9 protein-coding genes are annotated in these 20,664 nt (G+C 67.4%); 8 read left to right on the top strand and 1 reads right to left on the bottom strand.

Features of this window, described 5'->3' with window-relative positions:
* Positions 1 to 68: 68 nt before the first annotated feature.
* Complete coding sequence (locus ACZ6X9_RS28400) at positions 69 to 1,394, bottom strand: hypothetical protein (RefSeq protein WP_469780861.1); 1,326 nt, start codon at positions 1,392 to 1,394, stop codon at positions 69 to 71.
* 137 nt (positions 1,395 to 1,531) lie between these two features.
* Here ACZ6X9_RS28400 and ACZ6X9_RS28395 point away from each other — a divergent pair, with 137 nt between their 5' ends.
* The 8 genes from ACZ6X9_RS28395 (at position 1,532) to ACZ6X9_RS28360 (ending at position 20,291) form a co-directional block, all read left to right on the top strand.
* Positions 1,532 to 2,173, top strand: a complete 642-nt coding sequence (locus ACZ6X9_RS28395) for a hypothetical protein (protein WP_469780860.1) — start codon at positions 1,532 to 1,534, stop codon at positions 2,171 to 2,173.
* Positions 2,174 to 2,654: 481 nt separating this feature from the next.
* Positions 2,655 to 5,450, top strand: coding sequence for a LamG-like jellyroll fold domain-containing protein (locus tag ACZ6X9_RS28390; protein ID WP_469780859.1), 2,796 nt, complete (start codon positions 2,655 to 2,657; stop codon positions 5,448 to 5,450).
* Between the two features lie 224 nt (positions 5,451 to 5,674).
* On the top strand, positions 5,675 to 12,547 hold the full coding sequence (locus ACZ6X9_RS28385; protein ID WP_469780858.1) for a polymorphic toxin-type HINT domain-containing protein: 6,873 nt from the start codon (positions 5,675 to 5,677) through the stop codon (positions 12,545 to 12,547).
* Positions 12,541 to 13,113 (top strand): hypothetical protein, encoded by a 573-nt coding sequence (locus tag ACZ6X9_RS28380; RefSeq protein WP_469780857.1) that lies wholly within the window; start codon positions 12,541 to 12,543, stop codon positions 13,111 to 13,113. The genes ACZ6X9_RS28385 and ACZ6X9_RS28380 overlap by 7 nt, the downstream gene beginning before the upstream one ends.
* 766 nt (positions 13,114 to 13,879) lie before the next feature.
* A complete protein-coding gene (locus ACZ6X9_RS28375) occupies positions 13,880 to 15,157 on the top strand; it encodes an AAA family ATPase (RefSeq protein ID WP_469780856.1) in 1,278 nt (425 codons plus the stop codon).
* A 34-nt stretch (positions 15,158 to 15,191) separates the two neighbouring features.
* Entirely contained in the window at positions 15,192 to 16,964 is a 1,773-nt protein-coding gene (locus ACZ6X9_RS28370; RefSeq protein WP_469780855.1) for a transposase, read from the top strand.
* The gene (locus tag ACZ6X9_RS28365; protein WP_469780854.1) at positions 16,961 to 17,722 is read left to right on the top strand and encodes an AAA family ATPase; all 762 of its coding nucleotides are present in this window, start codon (positions 16,961 to 16,963) and stop codon (positions 17,720 to 17,722) included. The genes ACZ6X9_RS28370 and ACZ6X9_RS28365 overlap by 4 nt, the downstream gene beginning before the upstream one ends.
* A gap of 82 nt (positions 17,723 to 17,804) precedes the next feature.
* Complete coding sequence (locus tag ACZ6X9_RS28360; protein ID WP_469780853.1) at positions 17,805 to 20,291, top strand: helicase associated domain-containing protein; 2,487 nt, start codon at positions 17,805 to 17,807, stop codon at positions 20,289 to 20,291.
* Positions 20,292 to 20,664 lie beyond the last annotated feature (373 nt).

Here is a 20,664-nt window from a genome sequence, read left to right as displayed (position 1 = left end):
GCCTTTGCCTCGGTGCCTTTCGTACCGGTGCCGTGGCCCGTCACCACTTGAGGGCCTCCTCCCGGGCGTCATACAGCCCGTACCCGGCCAGTGGCGCGGCCGGGCCGTGCAGGGTCTCGTCCTCGTTCTCGTATGTTCTGAGATTCTTGGTCGAGGTCGTCGAGGCTGTCTTGTCCCGTCTCCGTGGCCGGCGCGCCCGGTTCCCGCGCCGGTACCTCGGGCTCGGGATGCGGTGGTGGGGGAGTGCGGACGGTTGTGGTGCGGGCGAGGAGGTGCTGCTCGGTACGGGTGGCAGATCCGGTACGGGCGCGGCGCATGAGCTCATCGAGGGCTTCGGCGAGGCGGCCCTCGTACGTGTCGTGGTCCGCCTCGTGTGTGGTGATGGTCTTCAGGTACTGCCAGGTGCGGTCGCTCAACGGCTGGTGGGCGTGGTCGCGGTGGATCCACGGGATCTCTGCCAGGCCGAGCCCGGGCAGGCGGACCCAGATCTGGCGGACGTCGTGGGGGTTGGTGTGGACTTCCCATTTCCCGCCGCGGGCCGCCACTTCGGAGTCCTGGCCTCGGTAGGGGCCGAGGAGGTCGTGGTCGTAGGTGCGGTGATGCAGGCGGATCCCGCGTTCGGTGATGGCCTGCCACCGCACCGGCAGCAGTTCCAGGTAGTCGCTCCCGGTCAGCGGGACCGGTACGTGTCCGGCGACCGCGACGAGGGCGGCCCACATCTGGTTCGGGGTCAGCGCGATTTTCGGGAGGATTGGGTGGCGCAGGCCTTCGTGGGGGCGGTGGTGCCAGTGCACGAGCCATTCGTCGAGGAGGTCCTGGAGCTGGGCGACGCTGTAGCACGCGTCGCGTGCGACGTCCTTGCCTCGGCGGGTGACGTCGGAGCCGGTGTAGCCGGGCAGGTGCTGGCAGAACAGGGTGTTGACCGACCCGAAGGTCCGCTCCACGATGCTCTTGGCGGTTGGCGTGAACGGCGGGGCGGCCTGCACGCTGATCCCGAGGGCTTCACACGCCCCCGTGAAGGCCCTGGACAGGTAGACCTTCCCCCGGCCCACGACGATCGTCTCCGGTACGGCCACCGGGCGGGCGGCCGCGCCCTCGAGGCGCTCGTCCAGCGGCAGCAGCCGTTCCCGGGGCAGTACCGTGCTGTGGGCGAAGCGCAGGGCGTCGGGCCACGACGGCCTCGCCGGGTGCGGGACGGCCATCTCCGCCAGCAGCAAAGCCGCGTCCACGGCCTGGGTCCCGCCCGGGCACAGCACCGCCGCCAGGATCGCCCGGGTGGCGACGTCGACGGCGATGGTGAGTTCGGGCCGCCCCAGGCTGCCGTCCTCGAAGAGCGCGAGAACGTCCAGGCGGGTGGTGTCGATCTGGACCTGCTCCCCGGGCCGCAGGGCCACGGTCGGGGTGAACCCCCGCGCCCGTCTTCCATGAACGGCGGATTACGGACCCGGCGTCCGGGATGGTCGGCGGGGTGGGCGAGCTGGTGAACCAGCCGGTAGAAGGAGGCCTGCGCGGGCATGGGCACCGTATCCCCGTGGCGGTCTTTGAGGAGCTGCGCGACCAGCGGCATCAGCGCTTTGACGGTGCCCTTGGAGCGCCCCCGCTGCCCGCGCAGTACGTCCTTGACCGCAGCGACGACCCGCTCGTCCTGCCGCCCGACACCGCTCGGGCTGCGGGTGGTGCGGTGGTCGACCAGCCCCCACAGTCCCTGCTTGCGGTAGGCCAACCGCATGCGCTGCACCGTTGTCCTGGAGACCCGCCCGAAGCCCAGCGCCGTCAGCTCCTGCGCCTTGGCCTGCTCCCGCTGGGCCAGGGTCCACCGGTCCGGGTCGTACTCCACCCGCACCGCCCCACCGCTGCCCACCCCGCCAGGCAGGCCGCACTCGACTTCCCGGATGTGCCGCTGCCAGGCCAGCGCCTTCTCCCTCGATGCGGCCGGAGCGGTCTCGAACAGCCCCCACTGCGGCACCGCCTGCACCGGCTCTGCGCCCACGACCGCGAAGCTGGCGTCGGCGAACAGGTGCCCGGCCAGCACCACCTCATCCGCCCCGTCCTCGCCGGCCAGGTGGAAACGCTGCCCGGCCAGGGCAACGACCTGCCACCGCACCCCACGAAAACGGACATGCGCACCGACCGCGACCACCGGCCGCCCGCCCCGCCGCGCCTCGCTCACTGAGCCTCCCCAACCCGGCCTACCACGGCCCCGCAGCGCGCTGTGTCATCGCCAGGCCCCCTGCCGGGCCCGGCTCCTGCTCCCTGCGACGTGCAGCGCTCCGCCCCGGGCCCGGCCACGTGGACCAGGGCGCGCTCGTGCAGGGGCACATCCAGCGTTGGAGGGGCTTTCCGGCCGAACCACCCCTGACCCACGACCAGACCACTGCCCTCCCCAAGACACCCTTTGACCAGGCCAAATAGCGAGCCGCTGCTGGAACATTGGAGGGGTGTGACACAGGCCACTGGTGATGAAGGTTCATGTATGCACAGTGTGATCGCTTGTGTCGCTTCTGTGTGCATCGACGCCCGGGAAAGCTCGCTTTTAGAATCCTCCGCACTGAGTTTTCTCTCAATTTTTCAAAGTGGGTGGGGACTTGAGACGCCGAAGACCACTTGGTAGGACAATCTTGGGACGGGGGGCTGGGGCCATCCTCGCCCTAGCGTTGACGGGAAGCCTGGGGCCGTGGGGCCAGGCCGAAGTCTTGGCCGATACCGGGCAGCGATCCGGGGGTGAGGGCAAGGCTGTTTCGCTCCCAGCATTACGGTCACCGGCCCAAATAGCCTCGGACCGGGCCAGGGCCACGGGGGAACGGGTTGAAGTTGTCGAGGAACGGACCGAGGTCGAAGAGGTCTTCGCCAATCCGGACGGCACGTTCACCGCTGAACAGACGGCACAACCGCAGCGGGTGCGGCAGCCCGACGGGTCATGGCAGCCTGTCGATGCGACGCTCGTCAAACGCCCCGATGGTTCGATCGGCCCCCGTGCCTCGGTCGTCCAACTCGCCTTTCCCGGAGGCGGGTCGGACCAGCCACTGGTCACGATCGCCAAGGACAGCAAGGCCCTGTCACTGCGCTGGCCGCAGAGACTGCCCGAGCCCAGACTGATCGGGACATCGGCCGTATACGCAGACGTCATGCCGGATGTCGATCTGCGTGTCAACGCCTCCGTGACGGGCTACTCCTACGCCCTGGTCGTCAAGACGGCCGAGGCCGCGAAGAACCCGGCTTTGAAGCGCGTCGAGCTAAAGACGGACATCAAAGGCGTCCGTCTGACCACCAATGACGTCGGCGGTTTGCGTGCCCTTGACGACTCGGGAGCCGAGGTCTTCGCCGGACCAGGCGCTCAGATGTGGGATTCCTCAGGCAAGCCGGAACCCGGCGCGGCGGGCCAGGAATCCGTCGACACCCCTTCACCCGGTGACAAGCTTGCCAAGATGACCACGACGGTCGAGGAAGGAGTCGTGGCCGTCACTCCGGACCCAGCTCTTCTGACCGGCAGCGCCACCACATACCCCGTGTACATCGACCCTCCGACCGATGACATGACGCAGGTCGAGTGGCTCTACGTGAGCAGCAGTTACCCGGACACATCCTTCCTCAAGGACGACCGGAATGGCAGAGGCGTCGGGCGGTGTTCCTACGCCGATACCAGCGAGGGCCGGGCCTTCTGCAGCGATTCTCCCTACACCGACCGCATGTACTTCAAGTTCAACACGAGCGGCTGGAAGAAGCGCAAGATCAGGAAGGCCACGTTCTCGGCCCAGGAAACCTACACCTTCTCCTGCACCCCGACCTGGGTCGACTTGGCGCTCGTCGATGCGAAGAAGATCGGCAAGGGAACGACCTGGAACAACAAACCCGTTGACGGCGATTTGATGGTGGACCGCAAGGTCGCCTACGGCCGCGGAGACCGCTGCCCGGCCGCCAGGGTCGAGTTCTACGACAACCCGGATGAGAAGAATGAGAACCTCACTCCCACGGTGAGGAAGTACGCCGCCTCCGGCAACCCCCTCGCCTTCTCCCTGACGGCGAAGGACGAGAGCGACCCATATTCGTGGAAGCGCTTCCGGGGAAGCGACGCCAAGCTCTCCATCGAGTACAACACCCCGCCGGAGAAGCCCACCGACGAGCGCACGGCCAACCCGGCCGCGTCCTGCAGACGTGGCAGCGACCGCCCCTGGATCCGTACGGATAATCCGACCATGGTCGTGAACGCAAAGGACGACGACCATCAGAACCTGAAGGCCACCTTCCGGGTGTGGAACGCCGTTCCGGAGAAGCCCATGGTCTATGAGGGCACCGACGGATTCCACGCTCAGGGTGACTTCAAGGAGGCCATCCCGCACGGCAAGCTCAAGCATGGCCAGGCCTACAAATGGCACGCCGGCACCACCGACGGGATCGACGACAGCACGGAGTGGTCGGACTACTGTGAGGTCGGGGTCGACACCGAGGCACCGGACACCAAACCGACCGTCTCCTCGACCGATTTCCCGGCTGAACAGGAGGGCAAGGCCGCGGGCCAACCCGGTAGCTTCACCTTCCGGACCAACGGTGCCAAGGACTCGGCCTACGGCAACGACATCGCCTACTACGAGTGGGCCATCGGCGACGACGAGCCGGGCAACAGGGCGACGCCGGACCGCACGGGTGGCGACGCCACCATCAGGATCACGCCGACGACCTTCGGTCCCAGCGTCCTCTACGCGCGCAGTGTCGACCGAGCGGGCAACCGCGGCCCCCTCACGCAGTACGTCTTTAAGGCCGTGCGCCCCTGCCCGGACGAGCTCACCGACGCCTGCTCCGCCGCCACGTACCACCTCGATCAGACCACCTCGGGCACCAGTCCGGACAGCAGCGGCAAGAACCGCACGCTGACCGTGTCAGGTGCCGACCCGGTGGCCGGTCACAAGGCCCCGGGCCAGCCCTCCGACAAGGCTCTGCGCTTCAACGGCACCAGCGACTACGCTTCCGCGTCCTCGCCGGTGGACACCCGGCAGGCCTTCACCGTGAGCGCGTGGGTCCGTCCCACGGCCCTCGACCGCAACCTCATGGTGGTGAGCCAGTCCGGCGAGCACGCCTACAACTACGCGCTGTACTACTCGTCCACCTTCAAGCGTTGGGTCTTCGGCCGACTCGGAGAGGACAAAGCGCCCACGGACACGGACGACTTGGCGCGGGCCATGCCCAAGGCAGAACAGCAACAGCGCCCGGGGGAGTGGACGCACCTCGCGGGAACTTATGACCCGCAAGCGAGGAAGATCCGCCTGTACGTCAATGGCGTTCTCGAGGGCGAGGCGTCCTCCACGGCGAACTGGAACGCCACTAAGGGTCTCGAAGTGGGCCGTTCCCTCTGGGACAACCGCTTCGACAGTAACTTCGCCGGTGACATCGACGACGTGCGTGTGCACGCTGGACTGCTGAACAGCAGCGACATCACCCATCTCGCCAATCGCTGACGCGACCTCATCCACACGACCGGACCGCGCCGGAGACCCCGCCTCCGGCGCGCCATCCCGGCATGTCCCGATATACCCCTAAGAAGGGATCAGCCGTGCAAAACGGCTCATTCGGTCTACCCGGCCGATTCCAACGACGGAGACAACGCAACCGAAGATTGCGGACAGCCCTGTCCGCCACGACCGCTGCCGGCCTGATCGTCACGCTCCTGCAAGGAGCACCGATGTCCTGGGCCGACGAGCAGTCCCGGGACGAGCGGCGCCCCGAGACGCAGAGCACCCCCTCCATACCCGTCACCGATGTCGGCATGAAGCCGCTGCCGGAGGACGAGACGGTCGCGGCCGCCAAGAAGCCCCTGCCCACGGTTCAGTGGCCGGCCCCCGCTTCCGCCGAGGCGCCGATCATCGACGCGGGAGCCACCCGCTCGGTGGCGCCGAAGACGGGCGCGAAGAAGGTACGGGTCGGTTCGCTTCCCATACGCGTCGGGGCAGCGGCCTCGACTCAGCTGGAGCGCTCGGCCCGCGCTTTCGGCGCCGCCCCTGACAAGCAGGCGGCCGCCCCCGCCAAGGTACGCGTCGACATCCTGGATCGCTCGGTCGCTCGCAAGGCGGGCGTCGACGGAATCCTGCTGAAGGTCACCCGGGCGGACGGCGGCAAGGCCGCTGCCCCAGTGAACCTGGAAGTCGACTACTCGAAGTTCGCAGGGGCTTATGGCGGGGACTGGGCGTCGCGCCTGACCCTCGCCTCACTTCCCGGGTGCGCCCTCGACGGCACGGCAGCCGGGTGCAGCGACCGGAAGGCACTGAAGACCCACAACAGCGTGCGCGGGGGAACGCTGACCGCGGATGTCGCGGCACAGCCGGTCGCGCCGAAGAACGCGGTTGCGGCTGCGGCGCCCCAACTGCTGGCGGTCACGGCCGGTGCATCCGGCGCGGCAGGCAGTTACGGAGCAACTTCGCTCGCCCCGTCCGGCAGCTGGCAGATGGCCGGCAACACCGGCAGTTTTTCATGGCAGTACCCTCTGCGCGTCCCGCCTGCGGTTGCGGGCCCCTCGCCCAAGCTGGCGATCAATTACAACTCCGGAAGCATCGACGGCCGCGTCGGCTCCACGAACAATCAGCCGTCCTGGGCCGGTGAGGGCTTCGACCTCTCCGTGGGTTTCATCGAGCGCTCCTACCAGTCGTGCAAGGAAGACGGGCACGACACCGAGGGCGAGGAGAAGTACGACCAGTGCTGGCACTCCGACAACGCCACCATGAACTTCGGCGGGCGCAACGGGGAGCTGGTCAAGAAGTCCGACGGGACCTGGCGTCTCAAGTCGGACGACGGTACCCGGATCGAGCGCAAGACCGGGGGTGCCAACGACGACGACAAAGGTGAGTACTGGGTCGTCACCACAACCGACGGCACTCGCTACTACTTCGGCAAGGGCAAGCGGACATCCGACGACAAGGAGAGCACCAAGTCCGCCTGGACCACACCGGTCTATGGAGACGACAAGGACGAGCCGTGCCACGGGGACTCCTTCAAGGACTCCCGGTGTCAGCAGGCCTGGCGCTGGAACCTCGACTACGTCGTGGACGTGCACGGCAACTCCATGACGTACTACTGGGAGACCGAGAAGAACCGTTACGGTGCCGACCGGGATGACACTTCTGTCTCCTACGACCGCGGCGGTTACCTCAAGCGCATCGAATACGGCACGCGGGAAGGTTCCGAGCGTTCCGGCAAGGCGCCGGCGCAGGTGGTCTTCAGCGTCGCCGAACGGTGCACGGGAACTGCTTCCGACTGTGAGCCGGGAGATCTGAAGGAGGAGACGGCCAAGCGCTGGCCGGACGTCCCTTACGACCAGATCTGCACCGACGACAAGCACTGCAAGGACCAGTGGGCGCCCACCTTCTTCACTCGCAAGCGCCTGTCCTCCATCACCACTCAGGTGCTCAAGGGCAATGCTTACCAGGACGTCGACGAGTGGCTACTCGACCACTACTTCCCCGTCCCGGGCGACGGACTTACCGGCGGCCTCTGGCTGAAGTCCATTGCCCACAACGGCAAGGCGCAGGGCTCCACCATCTCGCTGCCGAAGACCATCTTCTACGGAACTCAGCTCACCGGCCGGGTGGACAAGTCGTACGACGACCGCCCCGCCATGGTGAAGTGGCGGATACGGGCCATCCAGTCGGAGTCCGGTGGCACGGTCTCGGTGAACTACAAGGCGCCGGAGTGCACTCCGTCCAATTTGCCTGATCCCGCCGACAACTCCAAGCGGTGCTTCCCGTCCTTCTGGTCCAAATCGGGCTCGATCGGTGAGAAGGAGGACTGGTTCCACAAGTACGTCGTCGACAACGTCGTCGAGGACGGGCGACTGGCCAACGGCACCAACAAGGTGACCCGCTACGACTACCTGGGCGGCGCGGCCTGGCACTACGACGAGAGCGAGATCGTCAAGAGCAAGAACAAGACCTGGAGCCAGTGGCGCGGTTTCCAGAAAATCCGGGCCACTGTCGGCGACACTGGTACCAAGCAGCTCCGCACGGAGACCACCTACCTGCGGGGCATGGACGGCGACCGCAAGAACAAGGATGGGGGAACGCGGTCCGTCACGGTCCGGGCCAGCGACGGCACCGAGGTCAAGGACCTGGACCGTACGCAGACCTTCATCCTGGAACAACGGCAGTTCAACGGCTCGTACGACGACTCCGCCGAGGTGGCGGGAAAGGTCAACACGCCCTGGGTTTCCGAACCAACCGCCGTGGAGGGTGAAGACAAGGCCACTCTTGCCGGCACCGCCAGGACGGTCAATCGGACCACGTTGGACAAGGGCGTGCGTCGTACGGGTGTCGAGCACACCTACGACGCCTACGGCATGCTCGCGTCTTCCTACGACCTCGGTGACATGGGCACCGATGGGAAGAACGACGGTGACGACGCCAAAGACGACACCTGCACGGTTTACGAATACGTCCGTAACACCGATGCCAACCTGCTGACACTCGTCAAGCGCACGGCTACTTTCTCCAAGGCGTGCGGCCGGTCCAATGGTCCGTCCGACGCGATATCCGAGGTACGTACGAGCTACGACCACGGCCCCTACGGTGGCACCCCCTCGAAGGGAGACGTCACCCGGACCGAGGAACTCAAAGGATTCGACGGCGATACCCCGCAATTCATCACCGTCACCGAGAGCGACTACGACGCCCATGGCCGTGTGACCTCATCGACGGATGTGGGTAAGCGCACCACGACGACCGAATACACCCCGGCCATCGGTGGGCCTGTTACCGGCATGGCGGTGACAGACGCGCTCAAGCGAAAGATCACCTCCACCGTCGACCCCGCCTGGGGTCTGGTCACCGGCAGCGTCGACGCCAACCGGCTGCGCACCGATATGGTCTACGACAGCCTGGGGCGCCGCCTCAAGGTCTGGCTGCCGGGCCGCAGCAAGGGCAGCGATCTGCCCAACTCCGAGTACGTCTACCTCATTCGTAACGACGCACCGAACATCATCACCACCAAGTCGCTGCTTCCGAACGGTGACATCAAGATCAGCCACCAACTGCACGACGGTCTGCTGAGGCCCGTGCAGACCCAGGGCCCCAGCCCCAATGGCGGTCGGATCATCTCGGACACGGTGTACGACTCGCGCGGCCTGAGCGTGAAGGCCGTCGGCCCGTACTACAACGCCAAAAACCCCGACACCTCGGTCGTGGACCCGTCGGCCTCGGCGGACGGCGCCCCGACGGAGACCGAGACCGTCTTCGACGCCGCAGGTCGGAAGACCGACGCGATCCTCAAGGTCAAGAACAGGGAGAAGTGGCGCACCACCACGACGTACCACGGTGACCACACCGACGTCACCCCGCCGTCCGGGGAGACGCCCCGCACCACGTACACCAACGCCCAGGGGCTGACCACCAAGCTCCTGGAATACAAGGGATCCACGCCCACCGGTGAGGCGGACTCCACTTCCTACACCTACGACCGCACCGGGCAGCTGACCTCCGCCGAAAGCCCAAGCGGCGACCGCTGGTCGTTCGAGTACGACGTCCGGGGCCGGAAGGTCGCTTCCGAAGACCCCGACAAGGGTCGCACAGAGCTCACCTACAACGACCTCGATCAGGTCGTCTCCTCCACCGACGCCCGCAAGAAGACCCTGAACTACCAGTACGACCTGATCGGTCGGCCGACGGCCGTCTACGACGGCAAGACGCAGCTGACAGGGTGGACGTACGACAGCGCTCCCAACGGCATCGGGCGGCCGGCTACCACCACGCGCTTCGTGAAGGACGCGCGTGCTGCCGAACCGCAGGCGTACACCACGGTGATCGACGCCTACGACACCGCAGGCCGTCCGACAAAGAGCACGATCAAGATCCCCAAGGTGGAGGGCAAACTCGCCGGCGACTACACGACGAGCACGGCGTACAACCCGGACGGCTCCATCAAGTCCGCGACGCTCCCGGGCGGTGGCGGCCTGCCCGCCGAGACGATCAACATCGGATACAACCTGGTCGGCCTGCCACTGCACATGCTCGGGCTGAGCGACTACGTCCGGGAGACCAAGTACTCCAACTACGGCGAGACGCTCCAGCTGGGGATGGGCCTCTCGAGCGGCGACAAGTACACCTGGCGGACCAGCTTCTACGAGGAGGGCACACGGCGGCTCCAACGCGCTCGACTGGACCGGGAGACCGTCAAAGACGCCGACTCCGACGTCGACTACACCTACGACCCGGCCGGCAATACGACGAAGATCGCTGATACGCCGACCAATCATCCAGCCGATGTGCAGTGCTTCCGCTACGACTACCTGCGCCGTCTGACGGACGCGTGGGCCCAGGGCACGAACGACTGCGCGACGGACCCGGCGAAGGCGGCCCTGGGCGGCCCGGCCCCCTATCGGCAGTCCTTCGAGTACGACGTCGCGGGCAACCGCACCAAGGAGGTCAACTACGCCACAGCGCCGGGCGGTACGCAGACCACCCGGGTATACCACCCTCGAGGCAAGGGCAATGCGTCCTCGCACGCCCTCGAGTCGGTCGACGTCACGGAGACCACCGGCGGTAAGACGATCGAGACGAAGGACACCTACGAGTACGACGCGGTCGGCAACACGACCTCACGGAAGCTGGGAACCAGTCCGAAGCAGAACCTGGTCTGGGACGTCGAAGGACGCCTGAGCCAGCTGACCCCGGAGGGCGGCAAGGCGACTTCGTTCGTCTATGACGCCGGCGGCAACCGGTTGCTGCGGCGGGATGCCACGAGCAACACCGTGACTCTGTACCTGGGTTCGATGGAGCTCGCCCTCGACACGAAGGAGTCCGACCCGGCCAAACAGTCCGTCACAGGCACGCGTTACTACGCACACGGTGGCCAGCAGGTCGCGGTCCGTACGCCCAAGGGCGTCCACTGGCTCGGCGGCGGCCAGAACGGCACGGCAGAACTCGCCGTGAACGCCAAGACGCAGGGAATCACCCAGCGGCGGACCTTGCCGTTCGGCGGACCACGTGATGCCAAGCCGGTCGCCTGGCCGAACGACAAGGGTTTCCTGGGTGGCACGATGGACTCCTCCACGGGCCTGACGCATCTGGGGGCCCGGGAGTACGACCCCAACTCCGGTCGTTTCATTTCGGTCGACCCCGTCGCAGATCTCTCCGACCCCCAGCAGCTGCACGCCTACGCGTATGGCCGAAACAACCCGCTAGGATTCCCGGACCCGTCCGGAATGCTCTTCGGCATCAGCTGGGACGACGTCAAGGACGTCGTCTCGGACTATGGTCATGAGACGCTGGACGTGATCGGCATGGCGCCGGTGGTCGGCGAGTGGGCCGACGGATTGAACGGCCTGTGGTACCTGGGTGAGGGCGACTCCCTCAATGCGACGCTCTCCTTCGCGTCGGCGGTACCGATCGCCGGGTACGCCGCGACGGCGGCCAAGGGTGCGAAGTATGTCGAGGAAGGTGCCGACGCGGCCAAGGCGGTCGAGAAGACCGAGGCGGCGGTTGAGGACACGGCGAAGGCGGCCACCAAGACCGAGGAAGCCTCGAAGGACGTGGCCAAGGCCGTGGAGGAGGCGACGCCGCCGCCTGCTCCGAAGCCCAAGCCCGAACCGAAGCCTGAGGCCCCGGCCGAGCCCAAGCCGAAGCCGGCGCCGGCGGCGGAGAAGGCCGATCCTGTCTCGAGCGGCAAGGCACCGGATGGGGGTGGCAAGAGCCCGGGCAAGAGCGAGGGCGGTGGCAAGGCTTCGTCCTGCAGTGACAACAGCTTCGTTCCCGGTACTGAGGTCGTTCTCGCGGACGGCACGGCGAAGCCGATCGAGAAGCTGGAGATCGGTGACAAGGTCCTGTCCACCGACCCGGAGAAGGGCATCACCGAGCCAAAGCCCGTGTCCGCAACCATCGAGGGCCATGGCACCAAGCAGTTGGTGGAGCTGACCGTCGACACGGACGGCGACCGCGGTACGGCGACGGATACCATCACGGCGACTGCCAACCACCCCTTCTGGCTTCCTGAGCTGAAGAAGTGGATGAACGCGGATGAGGTCAAGCCGGGGCAGTGGCTGCGGACTTCGTCTGGCACGTGGGTCCAGGTCACGGCGGTCCAGGCACGGACTGAACAGGCGACTGTACACAACCTCACTGTGGACGGGATCCACACGTACTATGTGCTGGCGGGGGCCACACCGGCACTCGTCCACAACTGCAATCTTTCGGCACGAGCAAGTGAAATTCACGCGGCTGAGCCAGATAAGTTCGTTCGCAAGAACGTGAGTACGGTGGCTGTGATCAGGGCGGACACTCCTCATGGGCCGGTCAATGTAGTTGCCGGGTCTGGAGACGGATTGACGCCTGCGCAGATGTCGGCAGTCGGCAAGGGAGAGATCGTCGCCGACAACATTCCTGATACTCACGCAGAGCAGAACGCCCTGCTCTTCATTAATGCAATGGGTTGGACTCCCATTGCAGGGGGCACTTCCCGCAACGTGTGTCTGGGGAGGTGTGCCCCGCTCATCCGCGGCACCGGCGGTAAGATGATGGGCGAGGTGTACCCCGGAAATGGGAAAAGTACAACTCGTCAGAGGAGCTTTGAGTGGTAGTTGATGAGGCTGTTGTGGCGGCCCTCCGCGGGCAATCACAGACTCAGGTCGCAACCTTCGTAGCAGGTTGCGCGGAGCGGATGGCGCAAGTATTCACCGGGTTGTCCGGAAGTGACTCTGCCCGGGGCGATGACGCCGATGTCATCATCCGGCTCATGGAGGACCTTTGGGGCCCTACAATCTCGGTTACTGCTTTCCGGGAATACGTGACGTCATTGGACGGGTTCCAGGAACTCGAGCCCTCCGATGAGGGGATCACCGATGTGGTAGGTACCTATTCCTTCTACTCGGTGCTCGTGCTGCGCTATGCGGCTCTCTATCGCTTCAGCGCCGATGTCGAAGATGCACTCAAGTGTGCGCATGCAAGCTTGACGGCTATGGGACAACTGGATCGGAACGTTCCTGGCGCCGGATTCTTTGCCCAAGAGGCTCGACTTCAGCGGCTTGCTACTTCCACGTGCCCGTTGGATGAAGTGAGTGCGAATATTCTTTCGCAGCTGAGGGACGACGATCGGGCCGTTAGCCGCGAGCGCCTGAAAGCGATTCAGGGGCGATTGGCCTGCTGAGCCGGTAAGTGATCCAGGAGCCCCACCGCAGTAGGTCTTCGGTGGGGCTCCTGAGATTTTTGAGCGCGATGCTGAGGCAACGTCAGCAGATGGCGGCTGTGCCGAAAATGCTGTCCAGAGGATGCGATCGACGCCTTGCTCCAAGAGCAGGTTGCAGTCCGGTGGGGGAGGCTGGGGAGGCGGCGGAGTCCGGCCGGTTGAGGACCTAGCGAAAGCGTCTGGTGAGGTCGGCTGGGTCGAGGGTTGACCAGTCGGCGTGGTGAAGGCGAGGCCTCCATGCCGGATCGTGGCGTCGGATGCGGGAGTAGCGGCTGGTTGTGTGCGGCTCCCAAGTACTGCCCGACGGGCACAACCCAACGGGAGGATCAGCCGCCGCAGTGGTCGTGTGAGGATCGAAAGATCACCCGAAGCACGGACTTCCCGTTTGTGATTGTGTGGTGTGGTGTCAGCGGGTTGGGTGTCAGCGTGCCTGAGTCTCACTGAACGGGTGTTGGCCTGCTCTTTTCGACTGCCGGTCGCAGGCATGGTGGCTGTCGCAGAGCGAGGAAATGGCTGTCGTGCTCTGCGAGTTGGGCGTAGCACACCTGATGGGTGGCTGACGTAGGGATGCCCATTCCTGTACACCTGGTGCCGCCGTCCCGGTGTGCTGGTGGGTATGACTCCACGGTCTTCGCCACGTGCTGCCTCTGCCCCGGTCTTGGGGGAGGGGACAAGCTCGTCGTCTGCCGCTTCCCCGCAGCTTCGCTCGCCCGTGCAGGACCGGGCGTTGATCCGCCAGGTGGTGGTGCGGCGCCTGCTGGCCCTTCGTGAGGCGGGCACGCTTCAGACGGTCCATGTGCGGATCGCTGCGGAGACGGCCGGGGTGCATCTGCGGACGGTGTGGAACTGGCTGGCCCGAGCACAGGACACGGGACAAGTGGAAGGGGAGCGGCGGCGTGCGGCGTACACGGTCACGGACGAGGTGTGGGCCCGGCTGTCGAACCTGGGCGGGAACGTCAAGGCGCTGCACCGCTGGATGCGGGAACAGGCCGAAGCCGCGGATCCTGAACGGGATGTGCCGGGCGCGGACCGGGTTCCGGCGCTGACGACGCTGCATGACGCGATCCGCCGCGAGAAGCAGGCCGGCCGTACCCTGGCGGTCTCCCGTCCCGCTCATGCCCGCCGTATCCCCGAGCGTTACGACCGCGCGCTGGCCGAGCTCGCCCTGCCGGGTACCGTCGATGAGTCAGGCCGGCCTGCCCCGCCCGCTACCGAGCCCGGCGGGGATGACAGCACGCGGGAGCAGCCAGGCCCCTCCTCGTTCGGCCAGGGGGTACGGCTCTACGCCCCGGGCGCCCGCATGGTCTCCACCCTCCAGCTCGGCGAGGTCACTGAAGCGCTCGCGCATACCGTCGCCGCACGGGGTGTGCTGTGCGTGTACGGGGACACCGGGCAGGGGAAGACGGTTGCCTTTCATCAGGCCCTGAGACGGCTGCCGCGCCGTGTTCCGGTCCGTCATGCGCTGGTGGCGGTGAAGCCGGCCCTGCCGCAGCTGCGCGCTGCGCTGCTCACCGCCTTCGGCTTGCCCGCCACGTCCTTGACGAACCGTACGGATGCGGCTGATCGCGCGCTCCTGGGCGCTCTGAAGGATCCGGGGGTGCTGGTCGTCGATGACGTTCAGCGCATTGCCGCCCCCGAGCTGGACTACCTGCGTCTGCTGGTCGACACGCCTGCTACCCAGACGTCTGTGGTGCTGTGCGGAGCCGGCGCCGAGCGCACCCTGGCCCGTGCTCCCGCGCTGGCTTCACGGGTACTGACCTGGCAGCACACGCCACGCCTGGGCCCCGCGCAGGTTCCCGGCGTGCTGCGCCTGTTCCACCCGCTGTGGCACACCGCGGCCGACGAGGATCTGCTCCATGCGGACAAGACGTGCGCGCGGGGGAACTTCCGTACCTGGGCGAAGATCACCTCCCACGTGTACGCGGCCCTGGACCGCGGCTCCGGTACCGCGGTGGATCGTGCGTTGCTGACGTGGGCCTGCTCCCGCCTCGGCCCCAGCCTTTGATGCGGCCGTTTCCGTAGAGGCACGGAGGAGCCCCATGAACGCAACCACCCCCGACGACGCCGGGCGGGTGCCCTCACCGCACCTGGCCCTCGACGCCGTGTCGCTGACTGCCCTGCACGGCCCTGCGGTCCGGCGCCTGCTCGCTCTGCGCGCGGAGGGCCGGCTCACCCGCGGTCACGTCCACACCACGGCACAGTGCCTGAACGTCTCCGACCGCACGGTCTGGCGCTGGCTGGCGGATGCCACCACCGCCCCCACCACGGCTGCTTCTCCGGGCGCCCGCCGCACCAACCGCTTCGAGATCACCCCTGAGCTGCGGGTGCTGCTGGCGTACTGGCACGGCAACGCCTCCGCGGTCCACCGCGAGCTCCTCGCCCGCGCCCGTACCGCCAGCACGGCGCCATCCGAAACGACCGGCACCGCGACGAGTGCCGACTCCGGCCTGCCACGGCCGCCCGCACCCGTTCCGGGCGGCGCGCCACCGGCCGCGGTCCCGCTGCTGGAGCCGGTGCCGTCGCTGGCGACGTTCCTGCGCGCGGTGCGCCGGGATCTGACGGCGGGGGAGCGGGCCGGTTACCGCCACGGGCCCGAGGCCGCCCGCGCCCACGACGTCTTCGCCAAACGCCCCCGCACCTGGCGCAACGAGGTGTGGGAGGCCGACCATGTCCAGGCCCCGCTGCGCGTGGACGCCGACGGCACCTTGCTCCACCCCTACGTCACCTGGTTCATCGACTGCGCCACCAAAGCCGTCACCGGTGCCGCCGTCACCCCGGGCTTCCCCACCCGAGCCTCGGTCCTGGCCGCGCTGCGCTCCGCGATCGTGCGGACCGACCCGTACGGGCCGTTCGGCGGGCTGCCCGAGCATCTGCGGTTCGACCGCGGCCGTGACTTCCTCTCCCGCACCGTCACCACCGCCCTGACCACCCTCAACGCCGACCTCACCGTCCTGCCCCCGTACAGCCCGCACCTGAAAGGCAGCATCGAGAACCTCAACCACAGCGCCACCGTGATGCTCTTCGCCGCCCTGCCCGACTACACCCCCAAACCCCGCAAGCCCCCCACCAGCCCCCCGCGTAAGCACCCCGACCCCAAGTCCGCCGGCCCGCTCATGACCTTCCAGGACTTCACCGAACAACTCCTGTCCTGGGTGACCTGGTGGAACACCGGGCATCGCCCCGCCGAACTGCACGGCACCACCCCGCTTGAGGCATGGCAGGCCGACCCGACGCCGCTGCGCGACGTTCCCGCCGAGGACCTATGGTCCTTCACCCTCGAAGACGACGGCCGCACCCGCACCGTCACCAGCCACGGCATCCGCTTCAAGAACCGCGACTACCTCGCCGACTGGATGACCGGACAAGCCGGCCGCAAGGTCACCGTGCGCTTCATGCCCCACCACACCCACGAGATCGGAGTCTGCGACTTCCAAGGCCGCCACCTCGGCACCGCCCACCTGGCCGATCAGGCCACCGACGAACAACGCACCGCCCTGCGCCGTGCCCGCAACCAGCGCGCCCGCCGCCTGCGCGCTGACGCGAAAGCCGCCGAACGCCTCCGCCACGAACGCTTCGCTCCCGCCACCACACCCGCCCCGGCGCAGCGCCTGGACGCGATCACCACCACCGAAGCCACCCGGGAGCTGGCCCGCTACGAGAAAGCCGATCTCACGGCGCTGGCGCTGCCCGATCTGATCCCGCTCCCGCCACCGTGCGATGACTGGGCCACCCCCACCAGCCTCAAAGCCCTCACCCGGCCCGCCACTCCCGCTCCCACCCCCGACCACCGCGACGACGAGGACACCCCATGAGCCGCCTGCCGCCCGCCCCCACCGACCAGTACGTGTCCCTGCCCGACGCACGTCTCGTGAGTACCCGCGCCCTGCTCACCGCCCGGGAGAACCTCACCGACACGATCGAGGCCCGCGCCATGACGTGCCTCTACGGCGGCGCCGGCTTCGGCAAGACCGTCGCCGCCACCAGCTGCCTGCGCGCCCTCGAAGCCAGCGAGGACATCCGCCGCATCACCTTCCACACCCGCCCCACCACCCGCACGATCCGCCAGGAGCTGTTCACCGCCCTCGAACTGCCGGGCCAGCCCCCGCGCTACGCCAGTGAATTCGACCAGCTCCTCAAGACCGCGCTTGCCTCGCATCCACGCACCCTGGTCCTGGACGAGGCACAGTGGCTGAGCGGTCCCCTGCTGGAATACGTCCGATACCTCTGGGACGACCCCCACACCCAGCTCGCCGTCGTCTTCGTCGGCGGTGAAGGCTGCTACCACGCGCTACGCAAAGAGCCGATGCTGTCCTCCCGCATCTTCATCTGGCAGCACTTCACCCGCCTCACCCCCGCCGAAGTCCTCGAAGCCATCCCGCTCTACCACCCCATCTGGGCCGACGCCGACCCTGAAGACATCGCCTTCGCCGACAGCCGCGCCGCCCATGGCAACTTCCGCAACTGGGCCCGTCTCACCGCCCACACCCACACCGCTCTGCACCGCACCGGACGCACCCGAGTCGACCAAGAAGTCCTCCGCTGGGCCTTCAGCCGCCTCGGCACCGCCTGACCTACCCCGTCCCAGTCCGTACTGGCCTGTGCCCTGCGGGAGGATGATGCATGCCCGTTGCCGCCGTGAGTCGAGGTTGTCCGTGACGCCCCCTGCCTCCGAGCCCACCACCGCGCCGCCCGCCGTCTCCGCCCCCTCTGCACCCCGCCGTGTGCTGCGCCCGGATCAGCAGGCGGCGGTGGACCGTGGAGTACGCGGCCTGAAGAAGCCCGGCACCCGGGGGCACATGGTGTCGGCGTGCGGGACGGGCAAGACGCTGATCGCGCTGCGTACCGCCGAGGCATTGAACGCCGATCACCTCCTCATCGCCGTACCGTCTCGGGACCTGATCGGCCAGTGGGCCCAAGTCGCCCGTGCGGATGGCCGTACCGAACCGCTGATGGCTGTCTCCTCGCTCCGGGCCGAGAAGCATCCGCTGCTCGCCGAGGCCGGAGCGGTGTCCACGGGTTCGGGGGAGTACCTGGCGTACTGGCTCGCCCGCCACAAAAAGGCGACGGTGTTCGTCACGCTCGATTCCCTCCCCAGGATCGAGGAGGCCCTGCACTCGGTCTTCACCGCCCCCGTCTTCGACCTCATGATTGTGGACGAGGCGCACCGAACCGCAGGCAGCTGGGACAAACAGTGGACGATGCTCCACGACAACCAGCACGTCCGGGCCGACCGCCGCCTCTACCTCACGGCGACGCCGTACGAGTGGGAGGCGCCGCGCCTGGGCGAAGTCCCGGACACTCGCCCGCGCCCCAAGCGCAGTCCCCAGGCTGCACCCGCGTGGGAGTCCCCGTCCCTGGTCGCCTCGATGGACGATCCGAAAGTGTTCGGCCCCCGCCTGCACACCTACACCCACGCGGCCGCGATCGAGGACGGTGTCCTGGCCGACTACCAGCTCCTCGTCCCCACCATCACCGACACCGACCTGCGCACGGTCCTGACCGACCCCGATGGCGCGCACACAGGTTTCGCCCCGACCGCGCGCCGGACGACCGCTCTACACCTGGCGGTCCTCAAAGCGATGACCGAGCACGACCTCAAGCATGTGATCGTCTACTTCCAGCAGGTCGCGGACGCCGCCGACTTCGCCCGCCAGTTCCCCCACACCCTGCGCACCCTCCCTCCTGAGCAGCGTCCCTCCTGGGCCAGCACCCTGTCCGTCTCCTCGATCAACGGCAACCACACCCCCGACCAGCGCGCGAAGCTCCTCGACCGGTTCGCGAACGCTGATCGCGCTGTGATCACCAACGCCCAGGTGCTGTCCGAGGGCATCGACCTGCCAGCCGTCGACGCGATCGTCTTCGCCTCCCGCACCGAGAGCGTGCGCCGGATCGTCCAGGCCCTGGGCCGCGCCCTACGCAAACCCCCCACCGTCGACGTGAAGACCGCGAGCCTGGTCATCCCCGCCTACATCCCACCCGACGCCGACCCCACCGACCTTCTCGACACCCCCTACGAAGCCCTCTGGCTGATCACCGCAGCACTGCGCCACCACGACCAGACCATCGCCGCCCGCGCCCCCCGCAAGACCACCGCGCACCGCCTGGACGAGATCACCCACCGCCTGATCACCCGCCGGTTCCGCTTCGACTTCACCCTCGACCCCGACACGATCGCCCGCGCCATGGACCTGTTGGCCTGGCCCTCTACCGGCGCGGTGCTCTCGGCACCCCGTCGCGCCGGCCTGGCCGCCGCCATCCGCTACCACGTCGAACACGGGCACCTGAAGGTCCCGGTCGACTACACCGACGCCTACGGCTACCGCCTGGGAGCCTTCATCGCCGGCCAGCGCACCGCCCGCCGCCGCGGCACCCTGACCGCCGACTGGATCGCCGAGCTCGAAACCCTCGGCATGATCTGGGACGAGAACGAAGCCGCCTTCGAAGGCAACATGACCCTCATCGAGGCCTTCCACACCGAACACGGCCACCTCGCCATCCCCGCCCATGCCCCCGGTGGCCAGTTCCTCGTCGACCAACGCGGCCTTGCCCGCAAAGGCCAGCTCTCCGAAGCCCGCCGCGCGCGCCTCACAGGCCTCGATCCCGACTGGCTCCTCCCATACGGACCCGACTGGCACCGCAAGTACCACCTCCTGGCTCACCACATTCAAGACGGACACGACCCCGCCACGCTGCGCCGCGACACGGTGATCGACGGCGTGAAGGCCGGCGCTTGGCTGCAGCGTCAGCTCACCACCTGGGGCAGCCTCAACGACGGTCAGCGCCACCTCTTGACCCGCCTCGGCCTTACTCCGGACCAGATCACCCTGCGGACGAAGAAAACCACCCCCGCCCCCGCCGCACCCAGCACTCCCCAGACCAGGAGACGCCGGTCCTTCGAACAGACAGCCCTACTGCTGCGCGCCTTCGTGGAGCGGCACGGCCGTCCTCCTGGCGCCCGGGAGGGAATCGAGGTCGACGGGGAACGCGTCATGATCGGGCCCTGGCTCTGCAAGATCCGCACCAGCCAGAAGAACAGCCAACTCTCCGAGAAAAGAAGCCAGTTGATCCAGAGCATCCTCCGCGAAGTCGGCGGGGTCACCGCTGAAAAGGAGCGCTCCGAACTCTCAGAGATCTCGTAAATTTTTTGCCCATGAAATCGCTGAGGAAGCACCCTCGAAACGCTACAGTTGAGAACCTGAAGGAAGCCGCCGAGCCTGAGAGCGCACACTTTTTGCAAGAGCGGTACCTGTCAGCTTGGTGAACCCGGCAGGCCCGAACCCCGGACGACACCAGTCGCCTAGCCAGCCGCTTTTAGGAGTTCGCGGAGCGGACTCCGTTCAGCGAGAGACCGCGGAGCGGGATCTCGCTGGCTCGGATCGCGGAGCGATCTGAGTTCCGGTCGCGAAGCGGCCGGCCTGCGTCACGGAGTGACGCAGCGTCAGCGATGCGGAGCATCGCGACGTATCCGTCGCGTAGCGACGGCGCGTCGTCTTCGCGGAGCGAAGCGCGCGC

This window comes from Streptomyces sp. NPDC052910, from assembly GCF_055585605.1.
This window is presented reverse-complemented; position numbering and strand designations above follow the sequence as displayed.